At 63.5% G+C, this 21,097-nt stretch carries 17 protein-coding genes and 2 pseudogenes; 14 read left to right on the plus strand and 5 right to left on the minus strand.

Translation table 11 applies throughout. The features are described from left to right. The first annotated feature begins 30 nt into the window (after positions 1 to 30). From ACV7NL_RS15660 to ACV7NL_RS15690, 7 genes are all read left to right on the plus strand, one after another. Complete coding sequence (locus ACV7NL_RS15660; protein WP_463356158.1) at positions 31 to 621, plus strand: sigma-70 family RNA polymerase sigma factor; 591 nt, start codon at positions 31 to 33, stop codon at positions 619 to 621. After that, positions 614 to 1,357 (plus strand): NrsF family protein, encoded by a 744-nt coding sequence (locus ACV7NL_RS15665; protein WP_463356159.1) that lies wholly within the window; start codon positions 614 to 616, stop codon positions 1,355 to 1,357. Before ACV7NL_RS15660 ends, ACV7NL_RS15665 begins: the two co-directional genes overlap by 8 nt. A 44-nt stretch (positions 1,358 to 1,401) precedes the next feature. Beyond that, on the plus strand, positions 1,402 to 1,896 hold the full coding sequence (gene msrB / locus ACV7NL_RS15670) for a peptide-methionine (R)-S-oxide reductase MsrB (protein WP_463356160.1): 495 nt from the start codon (positions 1,402 to 1,404) through the stop codon (positions 1,894 to 1,896). 51 nt (positions 1,897 to 1,947) lie between these two features. Next, the gene (gene msrA / locus ACV7NL_RS15675) at positions 1,948 to 2,694 is read left to right on the plus strand and encodes a peptide-methionine (S)-S-oxide reductase MsrA (RefSeq protein ID WP_463356161.1); all 747 of its coding nucleotides are present in this window, start codon (positions 1,948 to 1,950) and stop codon (positions 2,692 to 2,694) included. 60 nt (positions 2,695 to 2,754) lie between these two features. Next, positions 2,755 to 3,399, plus strand: a complete 645-nt coding sequence (locus ACV7NL_RS15680) for a cytochrome b/b6 domain-containing protein (RefSeq protein ID WP_463356162.1) — start codon at positions 2,755 to 2,757, stop codon at positions 3,397 to 3,399. Next, positions 3,396 to 4,166, plus strand: coding sequence for a molybdopterin-dependent oxidoreductase (locus ACV7NL_RS15685; RefSeq protein WP_463356163.1), 771 nt, complete (start codon positions 3,396 to 3,398; stop codon positions 4,164 to 4,166). Before ACV7NL_RS15680 ends, ACV7NL_RS15685 begins: the two co-directional genes overlap by 4 nt. Positions 4,167 to 4,282: 116 nt before the next feature. Then, positions 4,283 to 4,957: a glutathione S-transferase family protein gene (locus ACV7NL_RS15690; RefSeq protein WP_463356164.1), complete on the plus strand. Its 675-nt coding sequence runs from the start codon at positions 4,283 to 4,285 to the stop codon at positions 4,955 to 4,957. 123 nt (positions 4,958 to 5,080) lie between these two features. Here ACV7NL_RS15690 and ACV7NL_RS15695 read toward each other — a convergent pair whose 3' ends face one another. After that, positions 5,081 to 6,163: a molybdopterin-dependent oxidoreductase gene (locus tag ACV7NL_RS15695; RefSeq protein WP_463356165.1), complete on the minus strand. Its 1,083-nt coding sequence runs from the start codon at positions 6,161 to 6,163 to the stop codon at positions 5,081 to 5,083. Positions 6,164 to 6,312: 149 nt separating this feature from the next. After that, entirely contained in the window at positions 6,313 to 6,834 is a 522-nt protein-coding gene (locus ACV7NL_RS15700; RefSeq protein ID WP_247637115.1) for a DUF1993 domain-containing protein, read from the minus strand. A gap of 287 nt (positions 6,835 to 7,121) precedes the next feature. On the opposite strand from ACV7NL_RS15700, the gene ACV7NL_RS15705 reads away from it, so the two are divergent. From ACV7NL_RS15705 to ACV7NL_RS15720, 4 genes are all read left to right on the plus strand, one after another. Further along, on the plus strand, positions 7,122 to 7,724 hold the full coding sequence (locus ACV7NL_RS15705; protein WP_463356166.1) for a hypothetical protein: 603 nt from the start codon (positions 7,122 to 7,124) through the stop codon (positions 7,722 to 7,724). Positions 7,725 to 8,020: 296 nt separating this feature from the next. After that, positions 8,021 to 8,755 carry a hypothetical protein gene (locus tag ACV7NL_RS15710; protein WP_463356167.1) on the plus strand — a complete coding sequence of 245 codons (735 nt, stop codon included), beginning with the start codon at positions 8,021 to 8,023 and terminating at the stop codon, positions 8,753 to 8,755. Between the two features lie 71 nt (positions 8,756 to 8,826). Further along, entirely contained in the window at positions 8,827 to 9,627 is an 801-nt protein-coding gene (locus tag ACV7NL_RS15715) for a hypothetical protein (RefSeq protein WP_463356168.1), read from the plus strand. A gap of 171 nt (positions 9,628 to 9,798) precedes the next feature. Further along, positions 9,799 to 11,499, plus strand: coding sequence for a DUF927 domain-containing protein (locus ACV7NL_RS15720; RefSeq protein ID WP_463356169.1), 1,701 nt, complete (start codon positions 9,799 to 9,801; stop codon positions 11,497 to 11,499). Between the two features lie 678 nt (positions 11,500 to 12,177). Here the strand turns inward: ACV7NL_RS15720 and ACV7NL_RS15725 are convergent. Together ACV7NL_RS15725 and ACV7NL_RS15730 are read right to left on the minus strand one after the other, a co-directional pair. Continuing rightward, the gene (locus ACV7NL_RS15725) at positions 12,178 to 12,516 is read right to left on the minus strand and encodes a DUF3768 domain-containing protein (protein ID WP_463356170.1); all 339 of its coding nucleotides are present in this window, start codon (positions 12,514 to 12,516) and stop codon (positions 12,178 to 12,180) included. A gap of 172 nt (positions 12,517 to 12,688) precedes the next feature. Next, positions 12,689 to 13,045 (minus strand): hypothetical protein, encoded by a 357-nt coding sequence (locus tag ACV7NL_RS15730; protein ID WP_463356171.1) that lies wholly within the window; start codon positions 13,043 to 13,045, stop codon positions 12,689 to 12,691. Positions 13,046 to 13,467: 422 nt separating this feature from the next. Between ACV7NL_RS15730 and ACV7NL_RS15735 the strand changes: the two genes are divergently transcribed. Further along, on the plus strand, positions 13,468 to 16,179 hold the full coding sequence (locus ACV7NL_RS15735; protein WP_463356172.1) for a PD-(D/E)XK nuclease family protein: 2,712 nt from the start codon (positions 13,468 to 13,470) through the stop codon (positions 16,177 to 16,179). Beyond that, on the plus strand, positions 16,179 to 19,550 hold the full coding sequence (locus tag ACV7NL_RS15740) for a UvrD-helicase domain-containing protein (protein WP_463356173.1): 3,372 nt from the start codon (positions 16,179 to 16,181) through the stop codon (positions 19,548 to 19,550). The genes ACV7NL_RS15735 and ACV7NL_RS15740 overlap by 1 nt, the downstream gene beginning before the upstream one ends. Before the next feature lie 237 nt (positions 19,551 to 19,787). Here the strand turns inward: ACV7NL_RS15740 and ACV7NL_RS15745 are convergent. Next, positions 19,788 to 20,009 (minus strand): annotated as a pseudogene (locus ACV7NL_RS15745) (integrase core domain-containing protein); the annotation flags it as partial. Between the two features lie 101 nt (positions 20,010 to 20,110). Between ACV7NL_RS15745 and ACV7NL_RS15750 the strand changes: the two are divergent. Beyond that, positions 20,111 to 21,050: pseudogene (locus ACV7NL_RS15750) on the plus strand (IS256 family transposase); the annotation flags it as partial. Between the last annotated feature and the right edge of the window lie 47 nt (positions 21,051 to 21,097).

Below are 21,097 nucleotides of genomic sequence, written 5' to 3' on the forward strand. Positions count from 1 at the left end.
CTCCCCGCAGCGTCCGGAATCCCCGATCCCATGCCCGTTCGATCAGCGGCCTCGTCCGGCGAGGCAGCCCTGTCCGCCGCGATGCAGGCGGCGCAGGTCGGCGATGCCGCCGCTTACCGGGCACTCCTGCGCGATTGCCTGCCGGTGATCTCCGCGATGGCACGGGCCAAGGGGGTTCAGGGAGCGGCGCTCGACGACGTGGTGCAGGACACCCTGCTCACCCTTCATCGCGCGCGGGCGACCTACGATCCGGCCCGGCCGTTCCTGCCGTGGTTGCGCGCCATTACGCAGCGGCGGGCCATCGACGCGTTGCGCCGCAAGGGGCGTCGTCCGCAGGAAGTCCACGAGCCGCTCGCCTATGAGGCGCGTGCCGACGACGGCCCTGGGCCGGGTGACGACCTGGCGCGTCGCGAGCGTGCAGCGATCCTCGCTGCGGCCGTTGCGCATCTCCCCGAAGGACAGCGGGAGGCGATCGAGCACATCGCCCTGCGCGAATTGTCCCTCGACGAGACCTCGACGCTCACCGGGCGGACCAAGGGGGCGCTCAAAGTCAACTTCCACCGTGGTCTCAAGGCCCTCCGCGTATCGCTCTCATCCCGCAAGGAAGACACGGATGTCTGATCCGGTCACCCAAGACCCGGTCACCCAAGACCCGGCCAGCCGAGACCTTTCCACCCACGATCTCGTCGAGGATCTGGCCCGGTCGCTGACGCCGGTCCGCCGGCTCCCGGGCCCGGGGCGCCGGACCCTGGTCTGGTCCGGCGCGGTGCTCACGGTGGGCCTCCTCCTCGTGCCGATGTCCGACGTCTCGGGATTGCGGGCGCGTCTCGGTGTGCCGGACCTGCACTGGGCGGCCCTCGGGGCGATCCTCACGGCCATCGCGGCTGCGCTGGCGGCCTTCCAGAGCAGCGTGCCCGGCCGAAGCGCGGCCTGGTCATGGCTGCCGCTCCCCCCGCTCGTCCTCTGGCTCGGCGCCAGTGGCCTCGGCTGCCTTCGTGGTTGGCTCGCGCCGGCCGCCAACCTCGCCGAGCCGGAGGAGATGCGGGGCTGCTTCGTGTTCCTGATGGGAGTCTCGCTGCCGCTGTCCGTCCTACTGGTGCTGATGCTGCGGCGGGCCTGCCCGCTTCGCCCCAATCTCACGGCGGCCCTCGGGGGACTTGCCGCAGCCGCGGCGGCGGCGGCCTTGCTGGTGCCGTTCCATCCGCACGACGCCACCGCGACGGACCTGCTGGTCCACCTCGTCGCCGTCCTCATCGTCGTCGGCCTGAACAGTCTTTTCGGCGGCCGCCTCCTCGACAGAAATGCCGGACCGCGAGGCCGGCCTGTAACCGGCTCGATCCGCAAGGCGAATGACTGACCAGAGCCTCCGGCAAGGAGCCCGGCATCAAGGAACTCGGCACCATGGACCGCAGACAGATCCTCACCGCCGGCGTCTCGGCACTCGGCATCCTGACATTCCTTCGCGCCGCCGGAGGGGCCCTGGTCGGCGGCCCCGCCGCGGCCGAAACCTTCGCCGTCGCGAAGAGCGAGGCCGCTTGGCGGGCGCAGCTCGGGTCCGACGGCTACGCGGTCCTGCGCCGGCACGGCACCGAGCGCGCCGGCTCGAGCCCACTCAACGCCGAGAAGCGCGCCGGTCGTTTCGCCTGCGCCGGGTGCGACCAGCCGCTATTCGCCTCCAGCGCAAAGTTCGAGAGCGGAACCGGCTGGCCGAGCTTCACCGCCCCCCTCGCGGAGGCCGTGGGCACGACGACGGATTCCAGCCTGGGGATGAGCCGGACGGAGGTGCATTGCCGGCGCTGCGGCGGGCATCTCGGCCACGTCTTCGCCGACGGACCCGCCCCCACGGGACTTCGCTACTGCATGAACGGCGTCGCGCTGCGCTTCGAGCCCGCCTGACCGATCGCGTCTTTACCGTCCCGCAAAGGACCACCCCAAAGGACCACCCCCATGTCCCAGATCGTTAAGCCCGCGACCGTTCCCCCGTATCGCTCGCGCCTGACGGGGGCTTTCGGCGGCGGTGTCCTGGCCCTGTTCGGCCTCGTCCTCTCCATGACGATCGAACGGGCCGGCGCCGAGGAAGCGAGCCGGCGCCTGCCGGCCGCCGCGACACCGGCGCGTGAACCCGCCCGGCTTCAGAGCGCGGTGTTCGCCGGTGGATGCTTCTGGGGCGTGCAGGGGGTGTTCCAGAACGTCCGCGGCGTCACCCAGGCGGTTTCGGGCTATGCCGGCGGAGACGGAGCAAGCGCGAACTACCAGGCCGTCTCCAGCGGGCGTACGCGACACGCCGAGGCGGTCCGGGTGACCTACGATCCACGCGTGGTCTCCTACGACACGTTGCTCCGGGTCTTCTTCTCCGTCGCCCTCGATCCGACGCTGGTCGATCGGCAGGGGCCGGATCATGGCCCGCAATACCGCTCGGCCCTGTTCCCGGGCAATGCCGAGCAGGGCGCCGTGGCCCGCGCCTACATAGCGCAACTCGACGCCTCCGGAGGCTACGGTGCGCCGGTCGCCACCCGGATCGAACTCGGTGCTCCGTTCTACCCGGCCGAGGCCTACCACCAGGACTTCATGGTCCTGCATCCCGGACACCCGTACATCGTCGCCAACGACGCCGCGAAGGTGCGCGACCTGAAACGCTTCTTTCCCGAATTCGCCGCGCCGGCTCCGGCCCTCGTCGGACACGACCCCGCCTGACGCGATCCCACGCCTCGGGCTCGACGGTCCGACAGCCACCACCTCTTCAGGACGGTCCCGATGTATCCCTCTTCGCCGCGGGCCGAGCGCCCGATCCACCCCCTGGTCGTTCGGATCACCCATTGGGTGAACGCCTTGGCCATGCTGATCATGATCACCAGCGGATGGCGCATCTACAACGCCTCGCCGATCTTCGGCGATTGGGCGTTCCCGAAATCGGTCACCCTGGGTGGCTGGCTCGGCGGGGCCCTGCAATGGCACTTCGCGGGGATGTGGCTCCTCGTCGCCAACGGCCTCGTCTACCTGACCTATGGACTGATCTCGGGCCACCTGCGCCGGCGCCTCACGCCCCTGCGGCCGCGCGAGATCGGGCATGATTTCGTCGCCGCCCTGAGGTTCAGGCTTCCCCACGACCCGGGCGTCTACAACGCCGTTCAGCGTCTCCTCTACGTCGCGGTCCTGCTCATCGGAATCGTCATCGTGCTCTCCGGTCTCGCGATCTGGAAGCCGGTCCAGTTCGCGCCCCTGACGGCGCTGATGGGCGGCTACGACACGGCGCGGATCGTCCATTTCCTCGCCATGGCCGGCATCGCCGGCTTCGTGGCAGTGCATCTCGCCCTGGTGCTCCTGGTTCCCAGGACCCTGCCGGCGATGATCATTGGCCGGGAGATCCATTTCGGCCGCAACCGCGTGGTGAAGCTATGACGCCCCTCGATCGCCTTCTCCGCCGCCCGCGTCCGGATCTCACGGTCCCTGGGACGCCCCTCGTCCGCGCCGACCGACGCCTGTTCCTGCGCGGCGGCCTCGTCGCGGCGGGGAGCCTCGCGCTCGGCGGTTGCGACATCTCGGACAACCCGCAGGTGGAGAGCATCCTTGGTGGGATCTCGCGGCTGAACGATCGCGTCCAGGGTGCCCTCTTCGGGGGCACGCGCCTGGCCCCGACCTTCGCTGTCTCGGAGATCACCCCGGACTTCCCCTTCAATGCCTATTATCCGGCGAGCAAGATCCGGGTGATCGACGGGTCGACCTGGAAGCTCGAACTCGCCGGTCTCGTCGCCGACAAGGCGCCGTGGACCCTCGACCGCCTGAGGACCCTGCCGCAGGAAGCGCAGATCACCCGCCACGTCTGCGTCGAGGGCTGGAGCGCCATCGGGCAATGGTCGGGGGTCCCGTTCCGGACCTTCCTCGAACGGATCGGGGCCGACACGACCGCACGTTACGTCCGCTTCGCCTGCGGGGACGACTATTGGACGAGCATCGACATGCCGAGCGCGCTTCACCCCCAGACGATCCTGGCCCTGGACTACGCCGGCGCACCCCTGCCGCCGAAATACGGCTTTCCGGTCAAGCTGCGCATTCCGACGAAGCTCGGGTTCAAGAACCCCAAGCACATCATGGCCATCACGGTGACGAACGATTACCCGGGTGGATACTGGGAAGATCAGGGCTACAACTGGTTTTCCGGGCTGTAGTGAGTCTGAACGTGAATCGCCCGATATCCGCCGATCGGTGTCATGTGGACCGCCGCTAAACGGGAGTTGCCGAGCGGTTTGGCGGCCACCGGCACGGAACGGCATGAGGTTTTGAAATGCTGAAATTCTTCTTCAACGGCTCTCCGAACCCGACGAAGGTCGCGTTGCTGCTGGAGGAGCTCGGACTACCCTACGAGCCCGTCCCGATCGACACCCGCAAGGGTGACCAGTTCGCACCTGATTTCCTGGCCCTCAATCCGAACGGCAAGGTGCCGGTCCTCGTCGACGACGCGGATGTGATCTTCGACAGCAATGCCATCCTGCTCTACCTCGCCGAGAAGACCGGACGATTCCTGCCGCCTTCGAGTGGCGACCGGGCTCAACTCCTGTCCTGGCTGATGTTCGTCGCGACGGGCGTCGGGCCGTTCTCCGGCCAGGCGGTCCATTTCCGGCACTTCACCCCGGAACAGGTGCCCTATGCCCAGGCGCGCTACAGCTTCGAGGCGCGCCGTCACTACGATATCCTGAACGCACACCTCGCCCAGCGCCGCTACCTCGTGGGCGACGCCTACACCATCGCGGACATGAGCGCCTGGGGATGGGCCCGCATGATCCCCTTCGTCCTCGGCGAGACGGCCTGGGCGGAGCTGCCCCACCTCAAGCGCCACCACGACGAGATTGCTACCCGCCCAGCCGCCGCGCGTGCTGCCGGCCTCAAGGACCGCTTCCCCTTCAAGCCCGAGATGGACGACGAGGCGCGCGCCAACATGTTTCGGCATCTCAAGTCCTGACAATCGTCTTTGCCCTCGAACTCCGCCGTTGCTGGGCATCGCCCCATCCGGCGGAGGCATCAGAGCGGGGATAGCTGACGAGCCCCTTCGACCATTTGAAACGGTGATCAAGCGACCAAGGGTCTACCCGGTCACACGCACCCGCACCCGGTGCCAGCAGGTGCAGAGGTAGCCTTTGTGGTTCCATGTATCGTCCGGTAGCGCCGGCTGCGTCTGGCTGGCCGCGTCCCAGGCGCGGACAGCAAGCTCGTGCTCGCCTGGGGGCAGGTCGAGGTCCACGCTCCAGAACGTCCAGGCGAACGGCGCATCCGGCTCGTGCTCCAGATCTGCCTGCAGCCAGGACCGGCCTCCGTTCCCGGAGACATCGACGCGGACGATGCCCCTGTCGCCGCTCACCGCGTAACCGCGAACCATGTTCCGTCCGGCCGTGAGTACGGCTCCGCGTTCCGAGTCGCAGATCGCGGCGTTGAGCGGCATCGTGTCGATGGTGTGTCCCTTGGTCGGGTCCGCCGTCTCCGCGGTCACGTCGGACGGGTACAGCTTGTAATCGTCGGCCTGGATCGAGTTGTCGGACGGATGGTCCTGCACGGCGAGGCGCCGGAGCCATTTGGGGCTGCGCACGCCAGCATATCCCGGCACGACCGCACGGACCGGGAAGCCGTGCTCGGGCAGCAAGGCTTCACCGTTCATGGCGTAGGCAAGCAAGGTCTCGGGCGCCATGGCCTTGCCCAGTGGGATCGAGGCTCCGTACGGGTGACCTTCCACCATGTCGTGGCTCTCAAAGGCCACATGGAGATCCGCGCCATCCGCGACACCCGCCTCGCGCAGGAGGTCGCCGAGGCGGACCCCGGTCCATTCGGCCGTCCCGATGGCACCGGCATCCCATGGGTCGCCGGAGACCGGGGCAACCGCTCGCATGTCGGCGCGCCGATTGCCGGCACATTGCATCGTTGCCGTGACCGTGGCTTCCGGGAAGCGGGTACGGAGGTCGCGCAGCGACAGCTCCAGCGTGACACCGGCTCCGCCCTCGACGGTCAGGCGCCAGGTGTCCGGGTCGAGGTCCGGTAGATCGCCGTGCGAGCGGACATAGAAGTCCTCCGCCGGCGTCCGGTAGGAAGCACGCAGTCGGCCAAGAGGCGGTTCGGCATTGCAGGGCTGATCGCCATGGAGAATCAGGCGAGCCTTTCGCTCAGATAGGCTCGACATCGGGACTCCCGTTCGGGTGAGTTCACGGGAGTGAACGCGCCGGCGGCGCCAAGGCTCACTCGACGACCTGAAGGCAGCCGAGGCATATTCGTCATGCGCACGTTCACCCCATCCCGCAGATCGGATTCGGGCCTGGGAATCTTGGACGTCTAGTTCGCGGAGTGGATGTTCGGCGGCCCGAGATGCTGGAGAAAATCCGGTTTGCCGAGGCTCACGCCAGCGCTGCGGAGGATGCCGTAGGCTGTGGTCACATGGAAGAAGAAGTTCGGAAGCGCGAAGCCGGTAAGATAGGCCTGCCCGTTGAAGCGGTATCCCATGCCGTTCGGGAACTTCAGTTCCACCTCGCGCTCCGCGCCTGAGGCCAACGCGGCCGGATCGATGCCCTCGACAAAGGCAATCGTCCTGGCACAGCGCTCCTTGAGTTCGGCGAAGGTGGCCTCGACGTCTGGCATCGAGGGCGCTTCGATCCCGGCGAGCCGTGCCACCGCGTTCTTCGCGCTGTCGGACGCCATTTGATACTGGGCAGGCAGAGGCTTCATGTCGGGTGCCAGCCGCTGGACGAACAACTCGGCTTCCGGCTTTTCCGATGCCGCCTTGTCGAGCCACGCGCTCATGTTGCGTAGCGCGTTAACGAAGATCGGGACGCTGACGTCGTGGATGCTGATGCTCATCCAGGGTGGCTAAGGCACCTGCCATCGAAGACGCAGTGAGATGGCGCACACCGTGGAAGTGTGCTTCGAGCGAATGTGCCGGACGCCCGACGAACGACCGCTTCTGGGACGCGATGTGGATGGTCCGGGCGTCTGGCATGGGTCGGATGCGGAATGTCTGCTTCCGCGGCAGCGGCCAACGTCCCCTCATGAAGCAATGCTACCAGAACATTCGCGCTACAAAGGCCCGCTCACGTGAGTAGGATAGGCATTGTTGACGGTCGGCATAATCAGCGAATGAGGGGCTCATGGAAAGCTCAGAGACAGAAATAAATGCATCGCGCCTTGAGTACTGGTCGAAAATGCCAGGGTGGCAGCTCCAAGAGGCAGCCGCTCTCCTGCTTTTGATCGATCCTGACAAAATAAAAGACCTTTCGTCTGCTTCCGAGGCAAAGGCATCTTACAGAGACTACAAGCGCCTACTTGTTCGTAGTCGAGACATGGGTCTCATCAATGATCCTTGCGAACCGGAGGAGTTCATTTCATGGTGCTCAAGCAACTCAATCCTCGTACCAAAAGCACTGAAAGAAGCAGTAATCTCTGGGGAAAAGGTTGATAACTGGAAGAGAAAATACAGAAATCTTCAGAAAAGCTTCCGTGCCTTTAAGCGGGACAATAAAGTCAGCCTGGAGGATCCTCATTTTGATGCACCAGAGCCAGACGGCAGACGATTAAGATGTATGTACGTCTTATTGTGCATATTTGCCGAAGAACACGGATTCGGAACTAAGCGCAAAGCTATTACAGATATAATTGCCAGCGCCGAAGAAATAGGCTTCAAGATAGGCCGTGCAGGGGTCCAAAAGGCGCTCCACGAAGCTTTGGGCTCGAGGAAAAAGCCAACGTCGTAGATACAGCTTCGACGCATTTGCGGAATGCGTCGAAGCAAGCGCTCGAAAAGCTGATTTATATGAGATCCCACCAGAGCGAATCGTCTGGTGGAGGTGATCATGTCGACCACAAGCGAGGCTACGCCCGAGTTTCTGCGAGCAAACGAAATTTATGGCGCCGATGGATTGTTGCGGATTGGAAGGTCCAAGTTTTTTGCCCTCGTTGCGGCCGGACATCTACCCAAGCCTCTGAAATGCGGACGAGTCTCGGTTTGGGAACGGGCGGAGCTTCTCGCAGCGTTTCGGACGCTTGTACGATGAGCGGTTCGGCTGAATCTCTGTCGGATTATCCGACAAACCGAGCCCTCGTCCTCATTAATGAGGCATCTGCTTCGAGTGACTCGGTAAAGCAAGCGGCACTGATGATAAATCTACTTACGGTGCTCTCCTCACAAGACATAACTGATTGCGACAGCTCTCGACAGCGTGAGAACAACCGCCTGGTACCGACATACGGGGCCGGTCTCCACCTGCAAGTCGATGAAGAGCTTCGAGATGAGTTTTACCGCCATCCGAGTTGGAAGACGCACTTAGGGCACCGCCCTAAGCCGGGTGTTCACGGTGCTGAGAGTGCAATGCGTTTTGCTGTGGCCAAGGTCATTGGCGGCGGTACACGCGAGCGCAACCAGCGGGCCAGCATGATCGGAAATGCCCTCTGGTACCTTGCAGTCCAGGGGGTCACTCCAGAAAACCTTGTTAAAGAAATTGAGAGGAGCCGTGGTCCTAAAAACCGATCCGGCCTGAAACATCTTGCCGCCCTGGCTGCCAATTTGCGCAAAAGCCAAGAGCCAGAGCCCCAGGAAAACGACGAGGGCCTCGAACCCGAAGAGTCAGTACTGACGAAGCCAAAGGTGGTGCGAGTATATGCGCAGCCGGGGCTTGCTGAGCGTTTACCATCTGCTTTGTACCTAGTTGAAGTGGGCAAGCAGGTCCTGCTTTCGATCCACCCAGACATGCTTGTGTCCGTCGAACTTGGTGACGGTCCAACGTAGCCGGACGCCCCCCTTCCAAGGGGGCAAGCGCCTCCATCAATCTGCTTCCACTTGAATCGAGAGGTATCGCCGTGGCCCAAACAGCCCCGTTTCGAAGACGCGTGCGTGAAATCCAAAGCCGCGAGGGTGTCCCGACTGATGAACGGCTTGCAAACGCCACTCAGCGACTCATTGGGGCCCTCGGCTCTGTCAAAGGCAGCAGTCCGGCTGCCCAAGCTCTCGCATCCCGCCTCAGTTGCTGCGAACCAGCGGATCCCTGCCACTCAGCCGCATGCCCGACCTGCGCCATTAACTTCCAGGCTGAAGCCATTGCGGCGCTGGAGCGGGTGTACCCGGCATCCACTGACCTGATCTCAGCATCAATCATCATCAAAAAGCTGGAGCGTCCGGCCGGTCGTTTGCACACCCTCCAGCTGAAATCCATCCAAAGAGGGCTTCGGCGAGCACTGGAGCGTGCCGGAGGTCACCTGATCCCTCTTTGGGGATATGTAGACCTGAGCTGGAACACGCATTCTGGAGGCCTGTACGAGCCGCATTGGTGCCCGCACTTCCACGTGGTGACCGAAGCGAAGTACCGTCCGATGCTCAAGAGCCTCAGAGAGGAGTTGGCTGAGGGAACTAGCGTAAAGAGGCCACTCCGAATCGATGATGTCCAAGACTGGCTGAAGCAGGTTTCATACGCCTGTAAGCCATTCCCTACACATCGCTGCGACTACTCCAAGACGAGCGCCCAAGCGCGTGCCTCCAAATACCCACTACCGACGGCTCAGGCGGCTGAGTTCGCCGTCTGGTTGGGAGGCATTGGTCCTCAGAATCGACATTTTGCCTTCAATTTCTTTCGTGTCGACGAGGAGTTTGTCACACGAAAGTGAGGTGGTTAGAGGCTGAAATGGACTGTAATGACCCTTTGTGGACCTCCGTGGCACGTTAGACTGAGGTTTTATCCAGTTTTATTAGATACACTGTACATTCAATACATGAATGCTGTAAATATAGGCGAGACGGTGAGATCCTTCATCGTCACACCAGCAGCGAGTTTCCTTATGACCGCCGATCAAATTCCGGGAAACGAGAACAAGCGGAAACACTGGTCCGCCAAGCTCTTCCGACATGATGTCAGCGGCAATCACCTTTGGTTATTCACGGTGCCAACCGCTGATGAAAGCATTGCTGAGGTGGTAATCTCGAGTGAGTTGACCTCGTCGCAAGCTGTCCGTGCCATTCGGGCCAAGACCACGCTCCTACCCGCTTCTACGCGGGCAGCTCAAACGTTCGTCGAAACCCTCATGGTGCAGGCGGGCGCTCCGCAACCCTGCACAGATCAGCCGGGTTGGAAGTTCATTGACGCGGGAAACCCTCTCTCGGGGCTCAAGGCATTTGTGACACCACGCCAGGTCTTCGATTTTGGGGAGTCCTCCTACAGCTGGCTTGCAGGGGCGACCAGCCGAACAGCCGAAATTGGAGCCAGCTGCGGGACGGCCGAGGGTTGGCGGTCATTCTACGGGAGATTTGTTGGCCACTCCAATTACATCGCGTTCTCGATTATGTGCGCGCTTGCTGCACCTTTGCGACCGTGGGCAGCGCTCGCAGAGGATCCAATCTTCAACTTTTATGGCGAGTCCAGCACTGGCAAGACTACCGCCTGCCGGGTAGGAGCGGCGGTACAGGGGCATCCTAACGCCATCAGCAGTTGGGACCAGAAACCGAGAGGTTTAGAGGAGACGGCTGCCCGACACACCCATACGCTTCTGCTTTTGAACGCGGCCGAGCGCTGTCAGCCCAAGGAGAAGCACCTCCTCCTCACGCGGATCGTGCACATGCTGTCGGAGGGAGCGTCCACGGTGCGGTCTGCGGGCGTCCAAGACCGATTCCCAGACCTGACCTGGCAATGCGTAACCCTGAGCACCAGCAACTCTTCAGGTCGCGAGATGGCCACAAGTGTTGGCGCTGTATGGGGGCCTCAAGACGAAGCGCGCTTCATCGACATTCCAGTGCCACCAGGGGCGCAGGGCGGCATCTTCGATCGCCTGAACCCAAAGACGATAGATCTGGCCGCGTACACCGCTAAGCTTTTCCAAAACCTCGACGAGGCGCTTATCGCGGAGCATGGAACGCTACTAGGACCGTGGGTGACTTATATCCACAGCGCGATGCCGGTTGCTCTGATCAACTCGTACATACAGCGATTCTTGCACAATCATGGTTCTCCGACTGGGCTGGAAGGCCGGATCGCACAGAAGTTCGGCCTGGTTTATGCGGCAGGCAAAATCGCAAACGAGAATGCTCAGATCTTGGGGTGGAACAAACGCCTGCCACTGCAAGCTGTTTCCACGCTCTACCAGCGTTCGAAGGCCGAACGGCTCGGCGAACCAACCTGCCCGGCAGGACTGGCCGCCTTTGCGCGATTGATCATCGATCCGAAGCTCGTTCGACCCGCTCGGCCAGGATGTACCTTGAGCGCGAAGCGTGAACGCGATCTGCTAGCGATACGGTGTCAGCAGGATGAACGCGAAGTGATCGGTTTACGGCTTGCTGCCCTTCGGGAGCACCTGTCCTCAGAGCACCGACTCGTCGAGACCTGGCTTCAAAGTACAGGTGTTGCACGGAAGGGGCACGGCGGCCGGCGCACATGCCAAGTCCCAGTGCGAGTGACGATCGGCACTAAGACCTATGATAAGCCACGCCTCCTCTTGTTGCGCCCAGGCCGACTCAAGTCGGCGTTGCATGAAGCCGGGATCGTCTAAACTCGGCGGGAGCGCTCACGTTAGAAGAGCGCTCCTTCTCTGCTCTCTTCACCCCGGGAGCCCAACATCGTCATTACTTAACCCGCTTTCTTGGGAGTTCGGCGGAGCACAATGATCTCGCGCAGGTTGAGAAGGTGGTAACCTTCTTCTAGGCGCAGGGCACAATGTGAACGCCGCAACAGGCACAGCCCGTCGGAGTCTGCGAGCCATAGGGCGCCAGGAGTGATTCGCCGGATCACCGTCCAGTGCCGATGAACTCCGGCAAGCCCAACGATCACAAGATGCCCGGCCTGTAGCTGGGCCTCCAGGACGCTCCAGAGGGCCGCCAGCGTCTTGGGACTGACATCCAACCTAGAGGCATGAACCGGGACGCCATGCACCTTCCTAACGTGCTCAACCGCGAGACCCAGGAGGCGGCGTAGTTGCGAGGACCGCACCCCTTCCAGAGGGAAGCTATCGACGCCTTGTCGGCCTCGACCTGGCCGCGCAGCACGACCTGGAACAGTCGGCGGCACGCCTCGTGGGTGAGTTCGGGGCAGAGCAGGGCAAAGCCGTTCGTGATGGCATAGGCCCCGCATAATGCCGAAAAGGTACCCTGCTGGTACGGGCGTGGAGGACGCCGTGAGGCACCCTCCGGCCACGCAGGTCGCCGGATGATCCGCTTGCGGCGGACCATTCTCAGTACTCCTCGACCAGCATGAGGGTGAGGACGCGCTGGGTAACGCTGGGGTCAGCTGGGTCAGGTGAAGCGCCCCGGAGGTCGACATCGTAGTAATCAATTTTGAAAAAAACCCGGTGTCCGTCGACGGTGAGGGCACCAAAGTCGTGTTCATCATGCGGGTCGTTGACGGGCGAGAAGGCATCGAAGGCGGTCAGGGCTGCGTCGAGGCGCTGGATCGTCGTTTCGTTGAGAGCCTGGACGCCCGGCGTGATGACGATGCGGCCGCCCTGATGTTGGCAGCGAAGAAGATCGTTAAGAGTGCGCACGCGAATGCGCCACGCGAGGGGCATGGTCATGGCGATAATCCTGATGGGAGGGAGGGTTGGAGGAGCCGCAGTGTCAGCGGCAGAAGGTGCTCAGCGCCTGGGCAGCCGCGGACGGCGCAGCAATGGCGTCTGTCGGGCGCCTCAGCGGAAGGCTGGTGACCTCAGGCGATTGGGAGGGCGTCGAGGAAGGGGAGCGGCGGCTCTAACGCTCGCCCTTTATGCTCAAGCTGACGATGCGGCGCGTGCTGGTCGACGGCGCCTCGTCAGTCGCACGCATCGGATCGGCACGATGCACGATGGAGTAGGCAATCTCACCGCCAGCGACGCGTAGCGAGCCGATGTGGTCGTGTTCGCCCTCAGCTGCGCAGTAGGTGGCATCGACGAGGCAGAGGCTGAGGAACACCCGCTCGACGATGGTACGGCCTAGCGCGGCCACGGCGAGGGTCAGGATGAGGGTGCTGTCGCGGCGGGGATCAACAAGTGTCGATACGCTGGGCAGGGGAGGGCGATCGTGATCGAGGGGCACGGCAAACTCCATGATGGAAAGAAAGTCGTGCACGCCGGACGTCTCGTTGGGCGGCCGAATGCTCAACAGACCAGGTCACCGATGAGGCGAGGCGGCAGAGCGCGAGACGCGGCAACACAGACGTGCACGCCTTGAGCATACCACCTCAGCGCAGTTATGTCAATATATTCCTATTGCAGCTTCACATAGATCCTGGTCGGCATCAGCGAACGCACTCCTCGACAGGCCGGGTTGAGCTTGACCACCGCCTCAGAGGTTTGCACCTCATATTCAGGCACAGGGGTATTCCTTCCGCTTTCGACACGTCTATAGTCGATCGGCCCGCAGCGGGGGGCCAAGCCTTTCCCACCGGGCGGTAGATCTGGATGTATAACGAGCCGATATATGCTTAAATTAATCACTGTAAATACTTAAATTATTTCCGCTCTGTCTGATTAGTCACGACGAGAACCCCGTTGAGACGGTCGTTCGGCTCATTTATTCTCATCACCAACCAAAAAAAGCGACAGGGCGGATTCATGAAGCGGCAAACTTACGTGGCGCACGGCCGCCTCGCCTCTCGTGAGCTTCGTCTCGATGCCGCGCGTGGCCAGCGCCACGGCGTTCAAGTGATGTCATTCGAGCAGATGGCGGCCAGGCTCGCTGGCGGTTTCACGCAGCCGGTTAATCCCGAAACTTTGCGCGATGTCATCCAGCAGGCCTTACCCGACACGATGCTGGGCGAGCTGGATGACATCAAGCTCCTGCCAGGCATGGTCGGTGCTGCCGCCGATACGCTGCAGAAGGTCTGGCGAACAGGGCTCGACCTCTCGGCAAGAAGCGCTGATGACCCCCGCCTGGCCGCCATGACAATACTTGAGAAGGCTGTTCTGGCCCGTCTGCCTGCATCGATGCTGCGGCCCGTCGATCTTGCCGTCAAAGCCATGGCCCGCATCCGCCATGCACCCGTCCTGTTCGGCGAAATCGAGATCCTCGGCATCAGTGAACTTGCGCCCTGCTGGCGCGCCCTGCTGCTCTCACTCGCGGAGACAATACCGGTGCGCTGGAACGCCGGTCCACGCTCGCTCCCCGAGTGGGTCGAGGGCTCATCGATCGAGATCATCCGCTCGGAGCCCGCCACGCCGCAGGTGGAGGCAATGAGTGCCGCTAACAGCTATCATGAAGCGATTGAGGCGCTGCGCTGGGCACGGGAGCTGATCGCGAATGGGACCGCCAAGCCGGCGGAAATCGCGATCGCGGCTGCGGCACCCGCGGTCTACGACGATGAGTTCATGGCCCTCAGAGCAGACGCCAATCTCGATCTGCATTTCGTCCATAGCATCCGGGTGGTGACCACCCGCGACGGTCAGGCGGCCGCGGCGCTTGCCGACATCCTGGTCCGAGGCGTCTCCCAAGCGCGCCTGCGGCGGCTTGCGACGCTACTTCCGGGCTCGGGGCCATTCAAGGAGCTACCGGAAGCCTGGCAGCGGATTCTGCCATCTGGTGCGCCACTCTCGTCTGCAGGCGCCTGGGCACAGTTCCTGAACGGCCTTGCCGCCGAGCATTGGCCCGATGCTGTCGACCATACTCCCAAGCTGCGCGCCATCATCGAAAGGCTCGCGGGCGGGGCCGCCCTTGCGGCCGAGACCGGCCCGGTATTTCTATCAGGTGCCGCGCTCCGCATCTGGAAGAAGGCACTGCTCGCCGGTAGCGGAGCCGCCATCGACGTCACCATCGACGGACTTCGCCAGGAAGACCCCTCCGAGGCATGCGTATCGGTGGTTTGGCTGCCGGCATCGGCGCTTGCGGCCTCGCCCCGCAAGTTCGTACGTTTGCTAGGCCTCACATCGACCGGATGGCCACGACGGATCTCCGAAGACCGGCTGTTGTCGGATCATATCGTGCCCACGGGCGAGATCGACCCGTGGCCCGTAACGGCGGCCGATCGGCGCGACTTTGAGACCATCCTGCGAACCACGACCACCCAGGTCGTGCTGTCGCGCGCGCGCCGTGACAAGGAAGGTCGGCTGCTCGGCAAAAGCCCGCTGCTGCGCGGACAGCCGGAGTCCCAATATATCCGGCGCAACCGGCGGCCAGACCACGCGATGAGCGAAACGGACCGGCTTCTCGCCCGTCCCGCTGATTTTGTCACCGGCGCCCAGGGGCGAGCGGTGGCGGACTGCTGGCGTCACTGGCAGCAACCCGCGGTGACGCCGCATGACGGGATCGTCCCACCCGACCACCCCGCGCTCCTCGCTGCGCTCGACCGCGTGCAGTCGGCGAGTTCACTGGCCAAGCTGCTGCGCAACCCGCTTGGTTTCATCTGGAGCTATGCACTCGGGGTCATGGCACCGGAAAGCGCGGAGGAAGCGCTGGTACTCGACGCGCGCCAGAGCGGCATCCTGCTTCACGAGACGCTCGATCATGCCGTGCGGATGCTGGAGGGGGACGGCAGCCTTGCCGCCGCAGGACCGGATCAGATCGAAGCCGCCATAGAGAAAGCAGCCGCTGCCGTGGCCGAGCAGTGGCAGGCCCAGCAGGCGGTGCCGCCACTGGTGGTATGGCGGCGCACTATCGCGGAAACACGGCAGACCGCCTGCAACGCGCTTCAGCATCCGGGAACGGCCCTCGACGGCCAAAAAAGCTATACCGAGGTGCCGTTTGGCGGCCAGGAGGCCAAGTCTAGCGGCGGCTTGCCCTGGAACCCCGCCGGTCCGGTTACGATCGCCGACACCGGGTTTCGGATCTGGGGCTATATCGACCGGCTTGATCTTTCCGGTGACGGCAGACAAGCGCGGGTGCTCGACTACAAGAGCGGCCGGTTGCCCGCGAAGCCTGTGACTCTACAAGGGGGTAAGGAACTGCAGCGCTGCCTTTACGCCTATGCGGTGAAAGCGCTGCTCGGCGACGAAATAGAGATCTATGCGGCGTTGCTATACCCGCGCGATACCGAGGCACGTCACCTCGAAGAACCCGCTGTCGTACTGGAGGCGCTGGCTGTCCATCTCCGGGCGGCACGGCAAAATCTGCTCGCCGGGCGGGCGTTGATCGGGCCTGATAATGGCGGGGACTATGATGATCTGAGCTTCGCGCTCCCGGCGAACGCCACCAACGGGTATTGCCCTCGAAAGCTTGACACGGCCCGCGAGGCGCTGGGCGATGCCGCCCTTATTTGGGAGGCGATCTGATGACCATCGACGTTCCTGTCCTTCGTGACGAGACGGCTCGTCTTGTCGCCATGACCGCGCATGATCGATCCGTCCTGGTCGAGGCCGGCGCCGGCTCAGGCAAGACGGCGGTCATGGCTGGCAGGCTCGTCCTGCTGCTTGCATGCGGTGCCGCGCCCAAAGCGATCGCGGCCGTGACCTTCACCGAACTCGCCGCCAGCGAGCTGCTGGCCCGCGTTCGCGACTTCATCGACGAACTTCTGGACGGGCATGTTCCGCGAGAGCTGCGCATCGCGCTGCCGGACGGGCTTTCGGCCGGGCAGCGGGCTAATCTCGATCAGGCCGCCGCCGCCATCGACGAAATCACCTGTTCGACGATCCACGGCTTCTGCCAGCGGCTTATCAAGCCTTATCCGGTCGAGGCGGACATCGATCCGGGCGCCTCATTGATGGACGCAGGCCAAGCGGATCTGGTGTTTGGCGATGCCGTCGATCGCTGGCTGCGCGACACGCTCAATTCGGGTGAGGAGAGTCTCGTCGCTGAGCTGGTGTTCCGCGATCCGAGCAAGGCGAGCGAGGTGATCGCAGCCGTAGCTGGCGCGCTACGCGACAATCGCGTCTTGGTGGCACCCGTAACTGAAGCCATCACGCCATTGGTCGCGAACTATCGCGCGGCATCTGACGCCTATCGCTCCTTCGTTACTGGCGCGGCGGCCCAGGAGCCGGAGAGCATCGCCGCCGCTGCGGCGTTCACAGAAATGGGTGAGGTCCTCTCGAGCGCGGCTGGCGACGACACTCCTGCGGCGCTCGTCCGCCTGCTCTTTTCGGTGGCGCACCCATCGCTGTGCACCGCCAAGGGCAGTTTCAGCGTCTATAAGAAGAAGGGTAAGTGGGAAGCCGCGGCAAAAGCCGCAGGCTTGTCCAAAGCAGACGGCGGTCTGCTCAACGTGCAGGCCGAGGAGCTTCATGTTGTTTGCTGCCAGCGCTGGACGGCGCTGCTCCAGGCAGTAGCGGCACGCGTGCTGGCGGACCTTATCACGGCCATCCAGCCGATCGCCGCCAGCTTCCGAACCTATAAGCGCTCGGCAGCGCTGCTCGATTTTGATGACCTGATCTTCGCGGCGCGCGACCTGCTGCGCGATCATCCGGGAGTACGGATAGCGCTTGCGACGCGTTACGCCCATGTGCTGGTGGACGAGTTCCAAGACACCGATCGGCTCCAGACCGAGATCTTCTGGCGCCTGTGCGGTGATCCGGTCGCTGGCTCCGACTTGCAGGATTGGGCGCGGTACCGGATCAGACCGGGTGCCCTGTTCCTCGTGGGTGATCCCAAGCAGGCGATCTACCGCTTCCGCGGTGCGGATGTGACCGCATACGTCCGCGCCCGCGAAGCGATCAGGGAGCACGACCCCGATGCCTTGCTGTCGATCTCGACCAACTTCCGCTCCTGCGCGGCGATCCTCGCTTATGTGAACGAGCGGTTCGCGCCGCATATGACGGTCGAGAAGGGGCAGCCCGGGTTCACCGCTCTTGACAGCTTCCACCCGGACCATGGGGAGGGGCTCTGCGTGGCTGCGCTCCCGGTCGCGTGCGCGGGAGACGACGGCAAGGCCAAAGCGGGCACGCAACGCGACTGCGAAGCCGAGGCGGTGGCGGAGATGTGCTGCCGCCTGATTGGCAGCCAGATCATCATCGATCGCAAGACCGACACGCGCCGACCCTGCCGGCCTGGCGACATAGCGCTGCTGGCGCCAGGCGGCACCGAATTATGGCGGTACGAAGAGGCGCTCGAAAAGCGTGGTATCCCGGTCGCGACGCAAGCGGGTAAAGGTTTCTATCGGCGCCAGGAAATCCAGGATCTCATCGCCATCACACGCGTGATGGCCGACAGTCGTGACAGCCTTGCCCTGCTGGCGCTGCTGCGTGGCCCGCTGGTAGGACTGACCGAAGAGCAACTGCTCGATCTCGTCTGGAGCCAGCCGCGCGATCCGAAGCGGCCCGACGCGCGACCAAAGCTCACCATTCACCTCGATCCGCAGGCGATCCAGAACGACCATGCGCGCGAGGTTATCGAGAAGCTGCAGTCACTGCGGCGAGGAATCAACGGCACCACCCCGCACCAGCTGCTGGCCGAGGCGATCGACGTCCTGCGCGTGCGACCGATCCTTCTCCAGCGCCACGCTGGTCAGGCGGAACGCCCGCTGGCCAATGTCGATCTCTTCCTAAGCCTTGCGCAGCCCTATGGCGTGCGTGGACTGCGAGCGTTCGCAGATGCCATGACGGCTGCCTGGGATGGAAAAACCCGATCCGTCGAGGGACGTCCCGATGCCCAGGAGGAAGCGGTGTCGCTGGTGACAATGCACGCTTCCAAGGGCCTCGAATGGCCGATCGTCGTTCCGATCAACACGATGACGGCCAGCAACGACGTGCGCGACCCGATCATCGACAACGAGACGAAGACCATCCATCTCCCAATTTTAGGCGTCGCGCCGACCGGCTACGAGGATGCCAAAGCCGCCGAGGTAGCCGAAAGGGAGCGCGAGCGGCTGCGGCTCTGGTACGTGGCAGCGACCCGTGCCCGTGAGCTGCTCGTTTTGCCGAAGCTCGATGTCCCGCCGGGAAAGACCAGCTGGAACGGACTGATGGACTTCGATCTCGACAGCCTGCCACTGGTCGAGATCGAGCAGCATCCGCCTGGCTTCGAGACCATCGACGGCGATCCCGAGAATGCCCAGACGCGCGAGATTTTTGCGGACGAGGCCGCGGCTATAGTGGCAGCCACCACCAAGCTGCGCTGGGTCGCGCCGAGCAGGGACGAGAATACATCCGGTCCGCTCGATATCGCGTCCGTCCCGCAGATCGTGATTGCTGACGATGTCGAGCCGCCTGCGAATGAAGCAATCTCTGTCCAGGGTGGACGCGAGCGGGGGCTTGTCATTCACAAGCTCCTTGAGGAGGTGCTGACCGGCGAAACGACAGACGATATCGGCGCGCTGACCGACAGGGCAGGCGTTCTCATCCGGGATCTTGGCCGCGAGCCAGGATCAGATCCAGCAAGCCACCTATCCGCGGATGAGATGGCCGGTACGGTTGCGAGAACCTTGGCCCTGCCGAAGATCGCCGCGATCCGGTCAAGGCTGACGCCCGAGCTGCCGGTTTATGGCTTGGGCCAGGATGAAGGGGTCGAACTTGCCATCTTCGGTGTCGTTGACGCGCTTGCCATTGGTGATGACGGTAAGCCATCGGCAGTCATCGATTGGAAGAGTGACGTAGATCCGAGTCCCGCAACATCAGACCATTACCGGTCGCAGGTTCGGCGTTATCTGGAGGTAACAGGCATTCCGGAAGGAATGGTGGTGTATGTCACGACCGGTACAGTTCTCTCCGTATAAAATATCGCCTGAGTGTCAGGAGCCCGTGCGTGGGCGATACGACCTGTTAAGCAAAATCACCCTTTATGACGGGGAATTACTTGACACTATCGGCCTGGTCATTATGACCGCGCCAATCACCACGATGATGCTTTACGGGCCGGTCTGAACGGCAGGGGGGGGGATTCCGCCCGGCCCCGGCCCCGGCGCGGCTGACGTGACAGACTGGCTTTAGACCGGGCTGATTGAGAGGATCAGCTAGGTGTCATTTCCAAGGAGGTTGTCCTCGGGGATTCTGCTGATAGGCGGTTTTCCGCCGTGTGCGGCGTGGGGTCTGTGTCGGTTGTAGGCGTAGAGCCACAGGGTCATGGTGGCGGTGCGCTGATGGGACGAGGCGTAGGGGCTGGCATAGAGCCACTCGCGCAGTGTCGTTTGGATGAAGCGCTCGGCCTTGCCATTGGTGCGGGGTGTGTAGGGTCGGGGGTCGTGTCCCAGGCGGTGGTGTAGCTGGGGGGTGGTCATCGGCGGTTGCCGGGTAGGGTCGGGTTGCGACGACCAACCCCGAACCCGAGAGACACCCGATGACCGACGAGATCATGGCCCGGCGTGGGCTGATGGAGAAGAGTGCCGACGCCGATCTGCTGCGCGAGATGATCGGTTTTGCAGCCGAGCGACTGATGGAGCTGGAAGTTGGCGGCCTGACCGGCGCGGCCCACGGCGAGAAGAGCGCCGAGCGACTAGTCCAGTGCAACGGCTACCGTGACCGAGACTGGCAGACGCGGGCTGGCACGGTCGAATTGCGCATCCCGAAGCTGCACAAGGGCTCGTACTTCCCCGGCTTCCTAGAACCGCGCCGGATGGCCGAGAAAGCGCTGACGGCGGTGATCCAGGAGGCCTACATCCAGGGCATCTCGACCCGCTCCGTGGATGATCTGGTCCAGACAGGGCACCCATCGCGGCAAGCCGCGATAGGGACCCTCCATGGGCGGCACGGGCGTGTCGAAGAGCCAGGTCTCGCGCCTGTGCCAGGAGATCGACGAACGGGTCGGCGCGTTCCTCGACCGACCCATCGAAGGCGAGTGGCCGTATCTCTGGATCGACGCGACCTACGTAAAGGTTAGGAGCGAGAGCCGCATCATCTCGGTCGCCGTCATCGTGGCGGTCGGCGTCAACAGCGACGGGCGAAGGGAGGTGTTGGGCATGGACGTCGGACCCTCCGAGGCCGAGACGTATAAGACCGCCTTCCGGCGCAAGCTCGCCCGGCGCGGTTTGCGAGGGGTCAAGCTGGTGATCTCGGATGCGCACGAGGGCATCAAGGCCTCGGTGGTCAAGGTGATGAACGCCACCTGGCAGCGTTGCCGGGTGCACTTCATGAGGAACGTGCTCGCCCATGCCAGCCGCAGCGGGCGGCGCGTCGTGTCGGCCTTCATCGCCACCGCCTTCGCCCAGGATGATGCCGAGGCGGCCCGTCAGCAATGGCGACGGGTGGCCGACCAGCTCCGTCCCAAGGTGCCCAAGCTGCGGCTACCTCCGTCCGCTCTTTGAGCTCGGTGTCCCCATTCCTCACC

This window comes from Methylobacterium sp. Ger2507 (assembly GCF_055231875.1).

Coding starts and splice junctions, on each gene's coding strand:
- ACV7NL_RS15695 (WP_463356165.1), bottom strand. CDS start 6,163: ATGTCGAGCCTATCTGAGCGAAAGGCTCGCCTGATTCTCCATGGCGAT.
- ACV7NL_RS15720 (WP_463356169.1), top strand. CDS start 9,799: ATGACCGCCGATCAAATTCCGGGAAACGAGAACAAGCGGAAACACTGG.
- ACV7NL_RS15740 (WP_463356173.1), top strand. CDS start 16,179: ATGACCATCGACGTTCCTGTCCTTCGTGACGAGACGGCTCGTCTTGTC.
- msrB (WP_463356160.1), top strand. CDS start 1,402: ATGGACCGCAGACAGATCCTCACCGCCGGCGTCTCGGCACTCGGCATC.
- ACV7NL_RS15685 (WP_463356163.1), top strand. CDS start 3,396: ATGACGCCCCTCGATCGCCTTCTCCGCCGCCCGCGTCCGGATCTCACG.
- ACV7NL_RS15660 (WP_463356158.1), top strand. CDS start 31: ATGCCCGTTCGATCAGCGGCCTCGTCCGGCGAGGCAGCCCTGTCCGCC.
- ACV7NL_RS15680 (WP_463356162.1), top strand. CDS start 2,755: ATGTATCCCTCTTCGCCGCGGGCCGAGCGCCCGATCCACCCCCTGGTC.
- ACV7NL_RS15705 (WP_463356166.1), top strand. CDS start 7,122: ATGGAAAGCTCAGAGACAGAAATAAATGCATCGCGCCTTGAGTACTGG.
- ACV7NL_RS15710 (WP_463356167.1), top strand. CDS start 8,021: ATGAGCGGTTCGGCTGAATCTCTGTCGGATTATCCGACAAACCGAGCC.
- ACV7NL_RS15700 (WP_247637115.1), bottom strand. CDS start 6,834: ATGAGCATCAGCATCCACGACGTCAGCGTCCCGATCTTCGTTAACGCG.
- ACV7NL_RS15725 (WP_463356170.1), bottom strand. CDS start 12,516: ATGACCATGCCCCTCGCGTGGCGCATTCGCGTGCGCACTCTTAACGAT.
- ACV7NL_RS15665 (WP_463356159.1), top strand. CDS start 614: ATGTCTGATCCGGTCACCCAAGACCCGGTCACCCAAGACCCGGCCAGC.
- ACV7NL_RS15690 (WP_463356164.1), top strand. CDS start 4,283: ATGCTGAAATTCTTCTTCAACGGCTCTCCGAACCCGACGAAGGTCGCG.
- msrA (WP_463356161.1), top strand. CDS start 1,948: ATGTCCCAGATCGTTAAGCCCGCGACCGTTCCCCCGTATCGCTCGCGC.